Below are 15,271 nucleotides of genomic sequence, written 5' to 3' on the forward strand. Positions count from 1 at the left end.
GTTGCGTTGCGCAGCTTGTCGATGTCATAGCGGATCGTGCGCGGACTGACCTCCAGGCGCTGCGCCAGCTCCGAACCTGACCATTCGGGACGGGTCTGCAGCAGCGAAAGCAGCATCAAGAGCCGGGAAGCCGTCATCTAGGAAATTATATTGCCTAGATGAGGTGGAGAGTGATCGTCATGGAAACCTTCAGCATCAACATCCCCCAGGCCGACATCGACGACCTCCGCGAGAGGCTGAGCAGGACGCGCCTCCCCAGCGAGGTCCCCGGCGCCGGCTGGGAGCGGGGCGTCCCCGCCTCCCACCTCACCGAGCTCCTCGAGTACTGGGCCACGACCTATGACTGGCGCGTCTACGAAGCCAGGCTCAACGCCTACCCGCAGTTCCTTACCGATATCGACGGCCAACAGATCCACTTCCTGCATGTTCGCTCGGCCAACCCGGACGCGCTGCCGCTGATCCTCACCCACGGCTGGCCCAGCTCCGTGGTGGAGTTCCTGGACGTGATCGAACCGCTGTCCCAAGACTTTCACCTGGTCATCCCCTCCCTTCCAGGATTCGGATTCTCCGGGCCGCAGCCGGACGCCGGCTGGACGCTCAACCGCATCGCCCGCGCCTGGGCCGAGCTCATGACGCGGCTGGGTTATGACAAATACGGCGCGCAGGGCGGCGACTGGGGATCTGGAGTCGCCCGGGAACTCGGCCGGGTCGCCCCCGATCACGTGGTCGGGATCCACATCAACTATCTGCTGACCTTCCCCACCGGCCCCGTTGACGACCTCGACGAGAAGGACCGCGCCCGGCTCAAGGGCCTCGAGCGCTTCACCGGTGATCTCGGCGGATACATGGCCATTCAGTCCACCCGGCCGCAAACCCTCGCCTACGGCCTGGCCGACTCGCCCGCCGGACAGCTCGCCTGGATAGCCGAGAAGTTCAAGGAGTGGACCGACGAAGAGATCGACCGCGACTACCTGCTCACCAACGTGATGATCTACTGGCTCACCAACACCGCCTCCTCCGCCGCCCAGATCTACTGGGAGTTCACCCACGCCTGGAGCATGCCGGAGCGCTCACCGGTGCCCACCGGCGTGGCCGTCTTCCCGCATGACATCGCACTGCCCGTTCGCAAGCTCGCCGAGCAGACCGACACGATCGTGCGCTGGACGGAGTTCGAACACGGCGGCCACTTCGCCGCCCTGGAGCAGCCGAAACAGCTCGCCGAGGACATCCGCGCCTTCTACCGGGCACTCTAGACAAGCGCGGGCTGCATCCGGATCTTCGCCGACAAGTAATCCGGAAGCTTCACCTTGTACGGCGGATTCGCCTTGTACGACGGATTCGCCGAGAGCTCTTCGAGTTCCACCGCGTACTCCAGCACGTGGTGGAAGACCGCCCGCCTGCGCCGGTAGCCGAGGTGGCCGCCGCCTTGCCGTCCAGGAGCAGTGCCAGCGCTTCCAGAGCCGCCCGCGTGTGCTTCCTCTTCCAGAGCGCTCAGGGGCAGCGAGGCCGCCTCCAGCCACCGCACCGCACGGACGATCTCCGGCGAGGGCTCCGGGCGCCGGTCCTCCGGAAGGAAGGAGAACTCTCGCAGCGCCCGCCGGACGACGTCCTCGTCGGGACGCCCGGGAAGGCCACGCGTGAGAACGGGCGTCACGTTGGCCAGCGCATCCGTCATGCCCTCACGGGTCTTGGCCGCCGCGTGGGGAGTCGTGAAGCGGCACACGCGCCCCGGCACCCGATCAGTGACTGAGCGGCGGTGTCGGCCCGGTGTCGCGCGCCGCCTCATCGTCGACTCCGGCGGAAGGCGCCGATCACGAATGTGGTCAGCAGCAGCCCGGCAGTGAGAGCGAAGACGAGGGGGCGACAGGTCCCCATGTAATCGAATGCCCCGATCCCGTTGACCGCCGCGTACCAGAGCGGCAGGTACAGGGCCTGGAAGGCGCGGTGGGTGCGGGTAAGCGTCCCCAGGGCCAGGGCGAGCGCGGGCACGAACAGCACCCCACCAGCCCAGCCGCCGACTCCGTCCCAGTCGCCCGACACGGCCAGCCGTACCAGGGGAGCGAGCCCGCACGCGGCGGTCAGGGCCACCCCGGACAGCCATTCGACCCACATGCGGCCGGAAGCCGCCGGGTAGGCGGCGAGCAGGCCGTCTAGCCCGTTTTCGGTCCGCTGGGCGCCCAGCCGCGACCAGATGAGGACCGGCAACACCCAGAGCACGGGGAGCAGGTTCACGGGCGCGGCGAGGGCCGCCGCCGAGATACCGCCGACGACGAGCCACCACCATCGCGAGACCCCTCGCAGCAGGATCCGCGTCTCACCGACCAGCAGTCGTCCTGCCGCGGAGCCGCGAGCGACAGCCGTGAGCCCCGAGAAGGCGAACCCGGCCCCGCCCACGTGCACGACCGCCTGCCCGACCGGAGCAGCCCGGCCGACGCCGCGGGCCGGGTCGAACCGCCCGAACCACAGCGCCGGGAGCACGGCAACCGCCACGGCCACCGCGACCAGCAGCAGCCTGGCCCCGGTGAATCCCCAGCCCAGCGCCGCCCCGTGCCACTCGAATGTGCGCAGCGGCCGGTCCACGTACGTCAGGCCCAGGCTGAACTCCCCCTTCGTGCGCACGCCCTCCGCCAGCGACCGCACCACCGGATGGACCCCGAACGCGCCCAGCGCCGCCGACTGCCCGCCCAGCATCACGACCAGCGAGACGCAGAACCACACGATGTTCCCGATTCCGCCCCGCAGCAGCGGCACGCTCTCGAAGAGCAGCGCGAAGGCCGCCGTCAACGCCAGCAGCGGCAGCGCGACCAGGACGAAGGGCTTCAGCAGCGCGACCGGGTCGACGGCGTACGACTCGCCCCTGGCGAGCTGCATGACGACGGACGTCACCGCGAGGGCAGCCAGCATCGACGCCAGCAGGAGCAGGTTCGCCGCGAACTTCCCTGCCAGATAGCGCACATTCCGCAGCGGCGTGGCCGCGAGCAGCTCGCCCACGCCGGTCCGCGCGTCGCGCTGGATCCCGTCGCGCACGACGTAGAACCCGCCGAGCGTCAGCCAGAGCGACCCGGCGAGTGCGGTGACCACGCCGATGTACGCGCTGTTGTAGACGCCTCGGTACCCGCCCACGTCCACGATCGTCCAGTGGCTGCCGGCCATCGGCGCGGCCAGGTAACCGAGACCCACGGCGGCCAGCAGGACCACCGCGTAGACGGGCCTTCGCACCCGGTCGAGCACGTCACCCCAGATGAGCATCACAGGCGGATCACTCCGAGGTAGGCGTCTTCGAGGTCGCCGACGACTTTCACCGCGCCCGTGACCGGCCGGCCCGCCGACAGGATCCGCATCCGGATCCCCTCAGCCACCCGCACCATACGGCTGACCACGTGCCGGGCCTGCAGCTCCGTGACCTCGGCCGGATCGACCAGCGCCTCCCACACCTGCCCCGCGACCGAGCGCAGCAAGTCCGCGGGACTGGCCCGGCAGAGCAACCGGCCCTGCGCGACGATCGCGATGTCGGAGGCCACCGACTCGATGTCGGACACGATATGCGTGGAGAGCAGGACGATCCGGGTGGCCGCCAGCTCAGCCAGCAGGTTGCGGAACCGCACCCGCTCCTCGGGGTCCAGCCCGGCGGTCGGCTCATCCACGATGAGCACCTGCGGGTCGGCCAGCAGGGCCTGCGCGATGCCGACCCTGCGGAGCATGCCCCCGGAGTACTTGCCAAGGGGGCGCTTGCCCGCCTCGGTGAGGTTCACCAGTTCCAGCAGCTCGCCGATCCGCGCCTTGGCCGACCTGGCCGACAGGCCCTTGGCCGCCGCGAGGTAGGCCAGGAACTCCGGTGCGCTGAGACCGGGGTAGACGCCGAAGTCCTGCGGCAGATAACCGAGTGCCCTGCGCAGCGGCTCCGGCCTGGCCACAGCGTCCACCCCTTCGAACAGCAGCTGCCCGCTCGACGGCCTGGTCACGGTCGCCGCGATCCGCATCAGGGAGGACTTGCCCGCGCCGTTCGGCCCGAGCAGTCCGACCAGGCCGGGCTCCAGCCGCAGGCTCATCGCGTCGACCGCCCGTTTGCCGCCCTTGTAGATCTTGGTGACGTCCACGAGTTCGAGGATCATCGCAGGTCGGTCTCCCTGCCGTCACGCAGGACCTTGACGCCGCGCGGTACCTCGACCCGAAACTTCGCGTCGCAGAACGCGAGCCCCGAGCATCCGGCGTTCAGGTCAAGCCGACCGTTTTTCAAGGAGCTGTGCGAGGTGGCGTTGGTCCCCTTCACATCGAACCAGAGGGTGACCTTGACATCCTCGCGGTCGGTCGCGACCAGGTCGGTCGGCGTTTCGTGGGCGGCCACGTCGAGCGTCGTCCCGCTGAACGGGAAGACCTTCTCCTCCGGTTTCGCGGACTCGGCGTTGGCGCAGGCGGACAGGGAGAGGAGTACGGCACAGGCCGCGACTGCCGCTCGTGCGGCTTTCACCAGATGCATGCCACCCAGCATCGAATCGCCGGGCGATCCGTACATCTACCGTTCGGCAGATATATGGGCGATCACCCGCCACCCCTTCTCGTACGGCCCAGCGCTCAGCGACCCGCCCGTCGCGGCGATCCGTTCAGCCAGTCCGGCCAGGCCCGTCCCCCCGCCGCGCCGGGCCGCGGCGAGGGGGGCACCCGAGCCGCCATCGTTCACCACCGTCACCCCGATCGTCGTCCCGCCCCGCACCTCCACGGTCACCCGGGCGGCGTCGGGCGCGTGCCGCCGCACGTTCGTGAGCGCTTCGAGCACGATCAGGTAGATCGCACCCTCCGCCTCGCGCGACGCGGCGAGCTCCGGCTGGAGGTCCAGATCGGCGCGCACCCGGCCCGTGGCCGCGAACCTGGTCACCAGGTCGGGCAGGTCCGCCAGGCCGTACACACGGGTGGACGGGCCTCGTTCGTCCGGATCGCGCAGCGTGCCGACCATGTGGTCCATCGACTCCAGGGCCCGCAGCCCTGCCTCCTCGATGCGCTTGAGCAGCACGGCATCGGAACCGCCCAACTGCGCGGCCTGGGCTTCCAGCACGATGCCTGTCACCTCGTGGGCGACGAAGTCGTGCAGGTCCCTGGCCACGTCGAGCCGCTGCGCGCGCCGCGCCACCGCGACCTCGCGATTGCGTCGGTCCTCCAGCAGGCGCAGGTAGAGCGCGCCGCCGACCACGAACACGGCCGGGAAGAACGCCGTCAGACAGGCCAGGACCGACGCCTCCGGGGCAAGCTGCGGGACCCGCCACAGCGTGAACCGGAGGGGCAGCATGACGATCGCGACACCCAGCGCCGATCCGGCCAACGCCGCATGCCTGGGCGGTGACCGTCGCACCGACCGATACAGCAGCACCAGCAGCGCGGCGAACTCCAGCGGCATCCACAGCGCCGACAACGGCGCCGGCCCGCCGTGCACGGCGTCGACCACCAGCGACATCGCGGCCGCCGCCGGCGGCACCCACGGGTCGCGCCGGCGCACCAGCACGGCCGCGATGACCGCCGCGGCCGTGAGCGCCACGGGCAGAGCGGCCGGTACGGCCGAAGCCGGGCTCACGATGACCGCGACGACTAGCACCGTCCACACGACGCGCCAGGTCACGGGCGCTGCCCGGGTGCGTAACCCATGTCCCAGGCCCAGACCGCGATGCCGACGCGGTTACGCACGCCGAGCTTGCGCTGGATGCTCGCCACATGCGTTTTCACCGTCCCGGCCGAGATGAACAGCTCGGCGGCGATGTCGGCGTTCGTCTTACCCTCAGCCACCTGCCCGGCGATCTCGATCTCGCGCTCGGTCAGCGGCTCGACCTGCCTGGTGTTCGCCGTACGCGTGCCGGTCACATGCTTGAGCAGCCGGACCGTGATCGACGGACTGATCAGCGTGTCGCCGGACATCGCCGACCTGACGGCCTCCACAAGCAGCGCCGGACCCGAGCGCTTGAGCAGGAATCCTGCCGCACCGTGCCGCAACGCCGGATAGACGTACTCGTCGAGGTCGAACGTCGTGACGATGACAACCTTGGTGGACGACCGCTCCAGGCGGCGGGTGACCTCCAGCCCGTCCATCCTCGGCATCCGGATGTCGACGAGCGCCACGTCCGGGTGGAACCGCGCGGCCAGCTCGACCGCGGCGACGCCGTCGGCCGCCTCCGCGACCACCTCCAGGTCAGGCTGGCTCTCCAGAATGCGGCGCAGCCCACGGCGGACCATCTGCTGGTCGTCAGCGATCAAGATACGAACGGGCACGCCGTCCATGCTGCCACGCCCCAACAATGGCCAATCCCTGACAGGACGGCTTCAGCCGACCCGGATCGACGGCCTGAACCGGACCCATTTGTTGATCGCCAGGCAAAAATGTGGCGGCTCGGAATGGTCCCCTGGCGGCCGGGGTTCTGCGCTACCGGACCCTGAGCGGTTCGACAGACCCTCCACTGACGGTGATATCCCGTTGCCACTGGTCGGCCTGGCCGAGCGCGCGCATGCCGGCAGCCTCGTAGACACCCGTGGCGTTCGTGGCGTTCGCGCTGTCGACATCGACACCGACCATGTGGTGGCCACGTGCCTTCAGCTCGGCGAACGCGGTGAGCAGAAGGCAGTGGGCCAATCCTCGCCCTCGGTAGCGCTGCTCGGTGCCCAGCCAGGCGATCCAGCCGCGGTCCGGTTGCGAGCGGGCGACCAGCACGGCCGCCGGGGTTCCCTCGACCTCGGCGATCCACCACAGGCTGGGGTCGTGACCGTCTCGCTGTCGCTGATCGGCCCAGAACTCCTCGAACGCTCGGCGGTGGTGGTTCCAGTGTCCGCTCAGCGCTTCCTCCAGCACCGCGTGCAGGCGGCGCCGATCGTCGTCACAAGCGGCGATCCGAATCTCGGTTCCGGCCCGCAACTGCGGGGGTGAGGGTCGTTTGCCGTTCACGTCGATGATCAGACGGCTGTGACGACGGACAATGTGCCAGCCGTGATCATGGAGGACGGGCGTGGCGAGAGCTTGGGGCATCTGGAAGAGCGTGACGCTCGCACGCTCTCGGCCCGCTGCCGCGGCCTGCCTGTGCGCCCATTCCCCGAGCGGCTGTATCGCTCCAGGTCCAGCCCCGGCGTGAGCAGGATCTGCCGGATGTCGGCCTCGGTGGTCCCTGCCCGCCCGATCTCGGCCAGCTCGATCGCCTGGAACAGCTCCGTCAGGGCTGTCAGGTCGTTCATCATCGCGGCCCGTATCTGCATGTGGGGACTGTCCCAAGGCAAACAGCGCGCGGCAACGTCTTTTCCGCATGCAGCCTGTCGTTCACGGCACGGAATACGCGTCCGTCTCCACGGGTTCCCCTGGTCGCCCTCCTGGCTGGGCCGGTCCGGGATCACGTCACCGACCCGGGACGGAGCCGGCCCAAGCCGTCCGGATGGGGCCACTTCAAGTCGTCATAACCGCGTGGGACGGTCCAATGGACTCCGCCGCTGTTGTCCCGTGCCATCGAACCTTGAGCCTGTGCCGTCGAAGTTTGAGTGGCTCACGGCACCGACGCGCTCGGGCATCGGGAAACTTGCCGCAAACGTCCAGAAACGCGACCAAAGATCATTAGGCTGCGACGATGGAACGCGTAACCGACGTGCCCGAGAGCTTCGAACCACGGGGTCCTGTCAGTCCTGCCTGGGTTTCGTCCGCGACCCAGCCTGCGGATCCAGCCCGGGCCAACGACTACGACAACTTCGCCGAGGCGTACTCGGCGGAGACCGAGAACAGCCTTCAGAACGCGTACTACGCGCGGCCCGCGATCATGGCCCTCGCCGGAGACGTGGCCGGCCGCCGGATCCTGGACGCCGGCTGCGGCTCAGGCCCCCTGTCCGCTGCACTGCGCGACCGCGGTGCTGTCGTCACCGGTATCGACGCCAGCGCCGGGATGCTGGCGGTGGCCAGGCGGCGGCTCGGTGACGACGCGGCCCTGCACGTGGTCGACGTGCGTGATCCGCTGCCGTTCGCCGACGGTGCGTTCGACGACGTGGTCGCGTCGCTTGTGCTGCACTATCTGGAGGACTGGGGGCCGACGCTGGCCGAGATGCGGCGCGTGCTCAGGCCCGGCGGCCGGCTGATCGCGTCGGTGAACCACCCTTTCGTGGAGCACCTGAGCCAGAATCCTCGGCACAACTATTTCGCGACCACCAGCTATACCGACGAATGGACGTTCGGCGGACAGTCCTTCCCGATGATCTTCTGGCGCAGGTCGTTGCACGCGATGACTGATGCCTTCACCACCGCCGGCTTCCGCCTTGCCGTCATCAGCGAGCCGCAGCTCGACCCGGCCGCCCGTGAGCTGTTCCCCGACGACTTCGATGACCTTTCGACCAAACTCAGCTTCCTGTGCTTCGTCGCCGAGGTACCGCAGTCGGCTGCGGGCTCGGACGGCTAGCCAACCACGCCAACGGGCGAGCACCTCACTCCAACAACGCTGTCACACGCTCAAGGTCCGATGGCGCAGGACAGCTGTGCGTGTCCTGATCCGTGGGCTGTGACTGACGCCTTCCGCAGATCACCTCGGCCGCGACCTGACGCCTCCTCGGGTGATCTTCTAATGTCGGGGCTCTCCGCTGGGATGAGCGCGACCTGACCGAGGTGTAAGGGAAGTGCCGCGTGGACCATACCGGCTGGAAGCCGTTCCTGAAGCGCTGGAGTGGGGAACAGCAGATCGCTGAACCGGACGCTGATCCGTGGCTCGGGTTTCCCCCCGCATCTCCTGAAGAGGTGGAGGCTCTTGAGAGGCGTCTGGGATGAATACCATCGGGCTCTTCTTCGGGGCATGCGGAGGGTGATGTGCGTATCGGTGACACGGCCCAGGTTCAGCGAGCCTGCGGGCTGCTCGGGCAGGTGCAGGCCATCCAGCGGTTCAACGCCGAAGCCGGACTGTGCTTCACCCGCATCGGGCTCACCGGCGAGCGCGCCTCCCTGGTCGTGGAGCATCCCGATCACCCGCCGCTGCACCTGGAGGTGGACTACGGCATCTCCCGGCAGGCCCTGCGCGCGCTCCTGACCGCGCAGGGCCTGCCGGTCCCTCCCGAACCAGCCGATCACGATTACGTCATGGTGACACCCCGCCCGAACGGTCCCGGCCCGATCCGGCACGGCTACGCTCTCTGCGAGCTCTGCGACACCGGCGCGTGGACCGACTATCACGAGGGTCGCTCCTGGCAGGGCGAAATCACCGACATCGTCTACGAACCCGCCAGCACCGACCTGCTCGTGCGCCTCGATGGCGTCCCCTGGCGGGTGACGGTGAAACTCTCCGTCCGCGAGCGGGGCGACCTGGTCGGCGCCGCCTACAGCGTGGTCGACCGCATCAGCACCCTGGCGGATACGCCTTCGGCGGTGCAGCGTGAGCAGATGCGCCACGGCGAGGTGCTCACATAAGGAATGCGGCCTTCAGGGAGAACCACGCGCCGATCCGCGCGTGCGGAGATGTGCCCGCAACTGACCGCGCTGCCGCGGGCTGAGCGTGGCATTTCAGGCGGGCGGGAACAACCGTCCATCCCTGCGCCTGGGCGTGACTGGGGTCCCGTTAGCACTGGGGAGATTTTCGACGGATATGCAGGTCGGAACCCCCGTAAAGGCCTTCGGGAACAGTAGGGAAGACGGGCCGCTGACCTGCATGTCCGTTGTTGCCTGCGCCATTGCTACCGGGATCCCTGAGTGTCCTTCGAGGGGAGGGCGTATGCGAGGGCCACACCCAAGCAGAGCGACAGCGCAAGCCCCAGGAGGATGTTGTGGAGGGTGACGCCGAGGCCCATGCCGATCGCGAGGCCGGAGGCCATGCCAACGGTCCAGTTGGGAGCGGTGTTCTTCGCGTTGTTCGTCATGGGTCGATCTTCGCGGAGGAGGAAGGGCCCCGTGTAGACGTCGAAATCATGAGTGAGTGATGACAGAAGTCATGACGCTCGCCGTACGTTCGTCAGGCTCTGAGGCCGGGCGGCCCTGGAGGGGGTCGGCCCGCACAAGCCCAAAGCCCACATTTGGATGATCTTGACGGCCCGACGCTCGGGTGGCCGGGATGAGCCCCGAAGTGTCGCCTCCGACTTGTCGTAGCGAGCCGCGAGCCCTCCATCAGGGGCCACGCCGACGCCTGCGCGGACGAGCTCACTCGGTCGTCATGTCCGAGCAGGGACCATGGATCGCGTTCGGCCCGCACAACAACGCCCCGTCGCCAAGCAACCTTCCGTCCCCCTCACTTGCCGCGCACCGGGTGCGGTGCCGATGGCCCGAATCGCTTCCGCGGTCTGTGCTCGCCGCTTGCTGGGCATGGCCCACTACTCCGTGGTACTGTGTAGTAGTACTCAGTACCACGGAGTACCAGGAGGACGGAAGAGGACCCACGATGGACGACCTGACGGAGATGCTGAAGGGCACGCTTGAGGGCTGCGTGCTTGAAATCATTGGCAGTGAGGAGACCTACGGGTACGCCATCACGCGTCGGCTGAACGAACTCGGCTTCGCCGACGTCGTCGAGGGGACGGTTTACACCATCCTGCTGCGGCTGGAGAAGAACGGGCTCGTCCAGGTGACGAAACGACCGTCCGGGCTGGGCCCGCCGCGCAAGTTCTATGCGCTCAATGACGCGGGGCGCGAAGAACTCGCGACGTTCTGGGCGAAATGGGCGTATATCACATCACGGATCGACAAGCTCAAGGAGGGCAGGAGATGAACTTCTGGGAGACCATGACAGGCAGCGATCTCACCAGGGAATGGAAGGCGTTCGAAGTCCGGGCCGAGGCATTGCCGGCCGACTACCGGGCGGCGTGGGAAGAGATCAAGGGTCATCTTTCTCCCTACTCGGACTTCACAGGTCGAAACCTGATGCCGATTCTCGACGGTGCTCTGGGGCTGCTCGAAGAGACAGCGGCCGATGGGCGGAGCATTCACGAGGTGCTGGGTGGCGACATCGAGGGCTTCTGCGCGGCGCTGGCCGGCGGAGAAGGGGCTCGGAACTTTCGCGACCGGTGGCGCGAGCAGTTGAACAGGAACGTAGCAAGGAAATTGGGCCAGCTAGGAGGCTGACGTGGGCATCCAAGACATCATCGAGGGCAAGAAGCAGTGGCGGGCGCACATGGCGCGGGTCAAGGCGCTCCCGCCGGACTACCAGATCGTCTACAAGGAGATTCAGAGGTACTTCTTCAAGGTTGGACCGATCGACTTGCCTGACGGGTCCCTGTTCTCGGGGATCGTCGATTTCTTCGAGGAGGGCGTCGCGGCCGGCAAGGGAGTCTTGGAACTCATAGGCAACGACGTCGCTGCCTTCTGCGACGACCTGATCAAGGATTCGCGCACCTACGCGGACATCTATCAGGAGTCCATCGGCGGGGAACCCGGCACGGCCGAGAAGTAACACCCGTCGACCCGGCCTTATACGGCTTGACCAGCGCCAGCGCCTGTGTCATCGGTGTATGCACGGTGTTGGCCGACCCGAACTCCAGCGCCTCGATGATCTGAATCAAGCCCGTGCGGCAGTGGTTGGTGCAGGAGGCCTTGAACACGCGCTGCTTGTGCCGCCGGTACGGAGATCCCTTGGCCCTTTACCCGTGCCGCAGCGTCACCGGAGTCCTGTAGCCGCCGGGCACCGCTGGATAGATGACGTCCTCGACTGTCTCGGTCGGTGCCTCCAGCGCGGCCCCGGTCATCCTGAACCTGAACTCCAGGCCCTCACCGGCCCGCTCATCGGCGCGGCCCGGTCGACATCTCCAGCAGGTCGTAGGAACGCCAGCCGGCGCCCCGACATCACGGGCTTCGATCTCGATGCCGCCGACGCCCCGATCATGGCGCGAACAGGACCCGGGATTCGACGTCGAGACGGCAGTGGGTTCGGCGGCCGGCGGCACCCGTCACTGACAGGCGGAGACCTCAGCGCTGTCCAAACTCATCGACAGACACTGTCACTACTCACCTGCGTAATCAGCCGAGCGAGCGAGCCGAAGCGGCGCTACCAGTAGCCCTGGAGACACTCACGGGCCGATCGAGGACAGCGGCGCTGTCGGCCGTGCAAGGCGCGCACGCAGCGGCTTCCCGCCACCTCTCACACGGCGATCAATGCGCTGCAGCGGTACCCGCAGTCCTTCAGGCCGCCGGACAAGGAGGACAGCGTGCCAGCGATGCCGGAAGAGCTCGCCGACCTGGTCGAGCAGAGCGCGGCGGACGGGACTCCCATCCGCGAAGTCGCCAGGCAGGACCGGGTGGAGTTCACCGAGGCATTCCTGGCGAACCATCCGCCGGGTCAGTGGATCAGCCCCGGGCGAGAACGGCCGACCAACACATCGATCGCGCCACGGGCGACACGCCGTGACCAAACAGAGAACGGATATCTGAATGACAGACAATAAGGCCCGAGGGCCTGTGATCCACGTGCAGGGCCTGCAGAAGGCGTACAAGGAGCTGCAAGTACTGCGCGGCGTGGACTTCGACGTGGCGCGGGGCAGCATCTTCGCCCTGCTCGGCTCCAACGGGGCAGGCAAGACCACGGTCGTGAAAATCCTGTCCACGCTGCTCAAGGCTGACGCGGGCACGGCCGGTGTCAGCGGCTTCGACGTCGCCACGCAACCGGCGAACGTGCGGGAGTCGATCAGCCTGACGGGGCAGTTCGCGGCCGTCGATGAGATCCTCAGCGGGCGGGAGAACCTGGTGCTGGTCGCCCGGCTGCGGCACCTCAAGGATCCGGGCAGGATCGCCGATGACCTGTTGAAGCGTTTCTCGCTGACGGACGCGGGCGCGCGGAAGGTGTCGACGTATTCGGGTGGCATGCGCCGCCGCCTCGACATCGCGATGAGCCTCATCGGCAATCCGCCGGTCGTCTTCCTCGACGAACCGACCACCGGGCTGGACCCCCAGGCGCGCATCGAGGTGTGGCAGGCCGTCAAGGAACTCGCCCACCACGGTACGACGGTGCTTCTCACGACGCAGTATCTGGACGAGGCCGAACACCTCGCCGACCGGATCGCGATCCTGCACCAGGGCCGGATCATCGTCAACGGCACTCTGGCCGAGCTCAAGCAACTGCTCCCGCCGGCCAAGGTCGAATACGTCGAGAAGCAGCCGACTCTCGAGGACGTCTTCCTCGCCCTCGTCGGTGACAACGGCAAGAACGGCCATGACCGCAACGTCGGTACGAACGCGTAAGGAACCACGATGACCAAGCATTTCTTCGGTGACACCGCCGTCCTGCTGGGACGATCCCTGCGCCACATCGCGCGCAGCCCGGACACGATCATCACCACCGCGATCATGCCGATCGCCATGATGCTGATGTTCGTCTACGTGTTCGGCGGCGCGATCAACACAGGGTCGGATTCGTATGTGAGCTACCTGCTGCCCGGCATTCTGCTCATCACGGTTGCTTCGGGCATCGCCTACACCGCATTCCGGCTCTTCATGGACATGAAAAGCGGCATCTTCGAGCGATTCCAGTCCATGCCGATCGCACAGTCGTCCGTGCTGTGGGCGCACGTGCTGACCTCACTGGTCGCCAATTCGATCTCGCTCGTGGTCGTCGTGCTCGTCGCCCTCCTCATGGGCTTCCGCTCGGCGGCGGGAGTGCCGGCGTGGCTCGCGGTGGCCGGCATCTTGATCCTGTTCACCCTGGCGTTGACGTGGCTGGCCGTTATCTCCGGTCTGTCCGCGAAGTCCATGGAAGGTGCGAGCGCGTTCTCCTACCCGCTCATCTTCCTGCCGTTCCTCAGCTCGGCCTTCGTGCCCACCGGCACCATGCCCGGCCCGGTGCGTGCCTTCGCCGAGCACCAGCCGGTGACCTCTATCGTCAACGCCGTCCGCAACCTGTTCACCCAGCAGCCGGTCGGCACCGACATCTGGATCGCCCTCGCCTGGTGTGTCGGCATCCTCATCGTCGCGTTCGCCTTCGCCATGAACACCTACCGCCGCAGGATCGCCTAGGTAGCCATCCCCTCAACCGACCAGTCAGCGATTTCGGTGGTACGGTGCCACCACCTCACCACCGAGGAGGCCGGATGCCGGCGGATCCGCCCGCTTCACCTGGGCTGCGCGCGTCCGACGCGGACCGCGACCGGGTCATCGAACTGCTGCACGCCGCCGTCGCCGACGGCCGGCTCGACCCGGTCGAGTTCGACGAACGACTGGACGCGGCGCTGGCCGCCCGCACCATCGACGCGCTGACCCCGCTCATCACCGACCTGATCGCGGTGCCAGGCGGAGATGGCGCACTCACGCTGCCGTTCGCCGGKACGCCGGTCGAGCCGCCGGCCGAACTGCTCACCATCAAGGAACGGCACGGCTCGGTGCGCCGTGACGGCCGGTGGACGCTGCCGCACCGGCTGGCGCTGCGCACCGCGTGGTGCGACGTGATGCTGGACCTGACCAACGCGGTGCGCAGCGCACCCGAACTGGTCATCGAACTGCGGGTGAACGGCGGCAACGTGGAGTTGGTCCTCGCGCCGGGCATGGTGGTGAACGCCAACGAGCTGTCGGTCCGGCACAGCATGGTGGCGATCAGCGGGGACGCGGGCGGCAACACGCCGGAGACGCTGCACGTCCGCTTGGTGGGCCGAATGCGGCACGGCCGGCTCGCCACCCGGTGGCAGGGGACGCACCGGTGACGCGGCAGGGCCCGGATACCGCGGTATCCGGACTCTGACATCTCACGCGTGGTGCGGGCCGACCAGCATTCATCGCCGGCATCGTGCCCCAGCGCGGTGCATCGCCGTACCAGTCCGCTCCGGAAGGATCGTCGAGGGGCGTTGGTCCAGGTGAGAGCGGCCTGAACGATGGCGCCCCGCGATGCCGACGCGGTTTGGGCAGGCGTACCGGCGTCGTGCCCGGCAACTCGTGCCCGTCAGGAGCAATCACGGGGACCGGCAGGTGGCGGGAGATCGCCTCTGAGCTGAAGTGCTACAGGTGACGGGGGCCAACGCTGAGATCTCCTGGACTGGTGGTCAGCTCTGGTCTCTTGTCCGCGCAGCCCGCTTGCTTCGAATGAATTCTGCGGCCATCCATATGACGAACACCGCCACGATGGACACCGCCCAGCCTCCGATGAAAGCCGCGGGGTGAACATCCTGCTTGATCACGATGTGGAGCACGCCAAGACCCACACCCGTGGCCGCCCACGCTCGCACAAGTTCAGACGCGATGAACCGTCTCAGGAGATGTGACGCTTTCTCATTGCTGATGGCCGCACTCTCCTCGAAGTGGATGCTTGCTCCACGATGATCTTATGGTTGCCGATCCGGCTCAAGAGGGATGATGGCTCTCTGACCAGGGCCTTCCGGG

20 protein-coding genes are annotated in these 15,271 nt (G+C 67.6%); 10 read left to right on the top strand and 10 right to left on the bottom strand.

Annotated elements, in window-relative coordinates:
• Positions 1-137, bottom strand: a 137-nt coding sequence (locus CA984_RS18240; protein ID WP_133061705.1) for a helix-turn-helix domain-containing protein, incomplete at its 3' end; no start/stop codon positions are given.
• Between the two features lie 21 nt (positions 138-158).
• Here CA984_RS18240 and CA984_RS18245 point away from each other — a divergent pair.
• A complete protein-coding gene (locus CA984_RS18245) occupies positions 159-1,253 on the top strand; it encodes an epoxide hydrolase family protein (RefSeq protein ID WP_242676029.1) in 1,095 nt (364 codons plus the stop codon).
• Here the strand turns inward: CA984_RS18245 and CA984_RS18250 are convergent.
• From CA984_RS18250 to CA984_RS46295, 8 genes are all read right to left on the bottom strand, one after another.
• Complete coding sequence (locus CA984_RS18250) at positions 1,250-1,723, bottom strand: hypothetical protein (protein ID WP_207620922.1); 474 nt, start codon at positions 1,721-1,723, stop codon at positions 1,250-1,252. The genes CA984_RS18245 and CA984_RS18250 overlap by 4 nt on opposite strands.
• Before the next feature lie 59 nt (positions 1,724-1,782).
• Positions 1,783-3,249, bottom strand: a complete 1,467-nt coding sequence (locus CA984_RS18255) for a hypothetical protein (RefSeq protein ID WP_086573992.1) — start codon at positions 3,247-3,249, stop codon at positions 1,783-1,785.
• A complete protein-coding gene (locus CA984_RS18260; RefSeq protein ID WP_242676030.1) occupies positions 3,249-4,112 on the bottom strand; it encodes an ABC transporter ATP-binding protein in 864 nt (287 codons plus the stop codon). Before CA984_RS18260 ends, CA984_RS18255 begins: the two co-directional genes overlap by 1 nt.
• Positions 4,109-4,477 carry a hypothetical protein gene (locus CA984_RS18265; protein ID WP_242676031.1) on the bottom strand — a complete coding sequence of 123 codons (369 nt, stop codon included), beginning with the start codon at positions 4,475-4,477 and terminating at the stop codon, positions 4,109-4,111. Before CA984_RS18265 ends, CA984_RS18260 begins: the two co-directional genes overlap by 4 nt.
• Positions 4,478-4,513: 36 nt before the next feature.
• On the bottom strand, positions 4,514-5,608 hold the full coding sequence (locus CA984_RS18270; RefSeq protein WP_207620924.1) for a sensor histidine kinase: 1,095 nt from the start codon (positions 5,606-5,608) through the stop codon (positions 4,514-4,516).
• On the bottom strand, positions 5,605-6,252 hold the full coding sequence (locus CA984_RS18275) for a response regulator (protein ID WP_086574002.1): 648 nt from the start codon (positions 6,250-6,252) through the stop codon (positions 5,605-5,607). The genes CA984_RS18270 and CA984_RS18275 overlap by 4 nt, the downstream gene beginning before the upstream one ends.
• Before the next feature lie 151 nt (positions 6,253-6,403).
• Positions 6,404-6,919 (bottom strand): GNAT family N-acetyltransferase, encoded by a 516-nt coding sequence (locus CA984_RS46290; protein ID WP_165781314.1) that lies wholly within the window; start codon positions 6,917-6,919, stop codon positions 6,404-6,406.
• A gap of 8 nt (positions 6,920-6,927) precedes the next feature.
• Positions 6,928-7,224, bottom strand: a complete 297-nt coding sequence (locus CA984_RS46295; protein WP_165781315.1) for a hypothetical protein — start codon at positions 7,222-7,224, stop codon at positions 6,928-6,930.
• 362 nt (positions 7,225-7,586) lie between these two features.
• Here CA984_RS46295 and CA984_RS18285 point away from each other — a divergent pair, with 362 nt between their 5' ends.
• Together CA984_RS18285 and CA984_RS18290 are read left to right on the top strand one after the other, a co-directional pair.
• Positions 7,587-8,402 (top strand): class I SAM-dependent methyltransferase, encoded by an 816-nt coding sequence (locus CA984_RS18285; RefSeq protein WP_086573938.1) that lies wholly within the window; start codon positions 7,587-7,589, stop codon positions 8,400-8,402.
• 401 nt (positions 8,403-8,803) lie between these two features.
• Positions 8,804-9,397 (top strand): hypothetical protein, encoded by a 594-nt coding sequence (locus CA984_RS18290; protein ID WP_086573940.1) that lies wholly within the window; start codon positions 8,804-8,806, stop codon positions 9,395-9,397.
• 263 nt (positions 9,398-9,660) lie between these two features.
• On the opposite strand, the gene CA984_RS18295 is transcribed toward CA984_RS18290, so the two are convergent.
• Complete coding sequence (locus tag CA984_RS18295) at positions 9,661-9,843, bottom strand: hypothetical protein (protein ID WP_086573942.1); 183 nt, start codon at positions 9,841-9,843, stop codon at positions 9,661-9,663.
• A 515-nt stretch (positions 9,844-10,358) separates the two neighbouring features.
• On the opposite strand from CA984_RS18295, the gene CA984_RS18300 reads away from it, so the two are divergent.
• The 7 genes from CA984_RS18300 (at position 10,359) to CA984_RS18330 (ending at position 14,598) form a co-directional block, all read left to right on the top strand.
• Positions 10,359-10,685 carry a PadR family transcriptional regulator gene (locus tag CA984_RS18300; RefSeq protein ID WP_086573944.1) on the top strand — a complete coding sequence of 109 codons (327 nt, stop codon included), beginning with the start codon at positions 10,359-10,361 and terminating at the stop codon, positions 10,683-10,685.
• Positions 10,682-11,038, top strand: a complete 357-nt coding sequence (locus CA984_RS18305) for a DUF1048 domain-containing protein (RefSeq protein ID WP_086573946.1) — start codon at positions 10,682-10,684, stop codon at positions 11,036-11,038. The genes CA984_RS18300 and CA984_RS18305 overlap by 4 nt, the downstream gene beginning before the upstream one ends.
• 1 nt (position 11,039) lies before the next feature.
• Entirely contained in the window at positions 11,040-11,366 is a 327-nt protein-coding gene (locus CA984_RS18310; RefSeq protein ID WP_086573947.1) for a DUF1048 domain-containing protein, read from the top strand.
• A gap of 751 nt (positions 11,367-12,117) precedes the next feature.
• The gene (locus CA984_RS18315; protein WP_242676033.1) at positions 12,118-12,354 is read left to right on the top strand and encodes a hypothetical protein; all 237 of its coding nucleotides are present in this window, start codon (positions 12,118-12,120) and stop codon (positions 12,352-12,354) included.
• Positions 12,341-13,147, top strand: a complete 807-nt coding sequence (locus tag CA984_RS18320; protein WP_086573949.1) for an ABC transporter ATP-binding protein — start codon at positions 12,341-12,343, stop codon at positions 13,145-13,147. The genes CA984_RS18315 and CA984_RS18320 overlap by 14 nt, the downstream gene beginning before the upstream one ends.
• Before the next feature lie 9 nt (positions 13,148-13,156).
• Positions 13,157-13,918 carry an ABC transporter permease gene (locus CA984_RS18325; RefSeq protein WP_086573951.1) on the top strand — a complete coding sequence of 254 codons (762 nt, stop codon included), beginning with the start codon at positions 13,157-13,159 and terminating at the stop codon, positions 13,916-13,918.
• Positions 13,919-13,992: 74 nt separating this feature from the next.
• Positions 13,993-14,598, top strand: a complete 606-nt coding sequence (locus tag CA984_RS18330) for a DUF1707 SHOCT-like domain-containing protein (protein ID WP_086573953.1) — start codon at positions 13,993-13,995, stop codon at positions 14,596-14,598.
• Positions 14,599-15,271 lie beyond the last annotated feature (673 nt).

The sequence above is a fragment of the Streptosporangium minutum genome (genome assembly GCF_002149035.1).
Lineage (GTDB): Bacteria > Actinomycetota > Actinomycetes > Streptosporangiales > Streptosporangiaceae > Streptosporangium > Streptosporangium minutum.